We start from the raw sequence: 230 nt of genomic DNA, 5'->3' as shown, positions 1-230 counted from the left end.
CCCCCCCCCCTCCCAAAAACAACGCCCCCCCCCCAGATTACTACGCGTCTCGTGGGCTCGGAGATGTGTATAAGAGACAGGTACGGCGCGGTGCAGGAGTCGCTCGACGCCGGTGGCTTCACGCTCGAGCAGCGCAAGCGCCTCGCGGCCGAGGCGTTCGTGCACACGGCCTCCTACGACAACGCGGTCGCCAACCTGTCTCTTATACACATCTCCGAGCCCACGAGACG

Annotated in this window: 1 protein-coding gene; it reads left to right on the top strand. The window is 65.2% G+C overall.

Annotation, left to right across the window (positions count from 1 at the left end; genetic code table 11):
• Positions 1 to 230 (top strand): hypothetical protein (locus ACPYOM_RS24190; RefSeq protein WP_481347932.1); only part of this gene is annotated, 230 nt, incomplete at both ends.

Source organism: Monashia sp. HAY1-2A (assembly GCF_056755315.1).
Note: the sequence above shows the minus strand (reverse complement) of the source record. Positions and strands in the feature narration are given on the sequence as shown.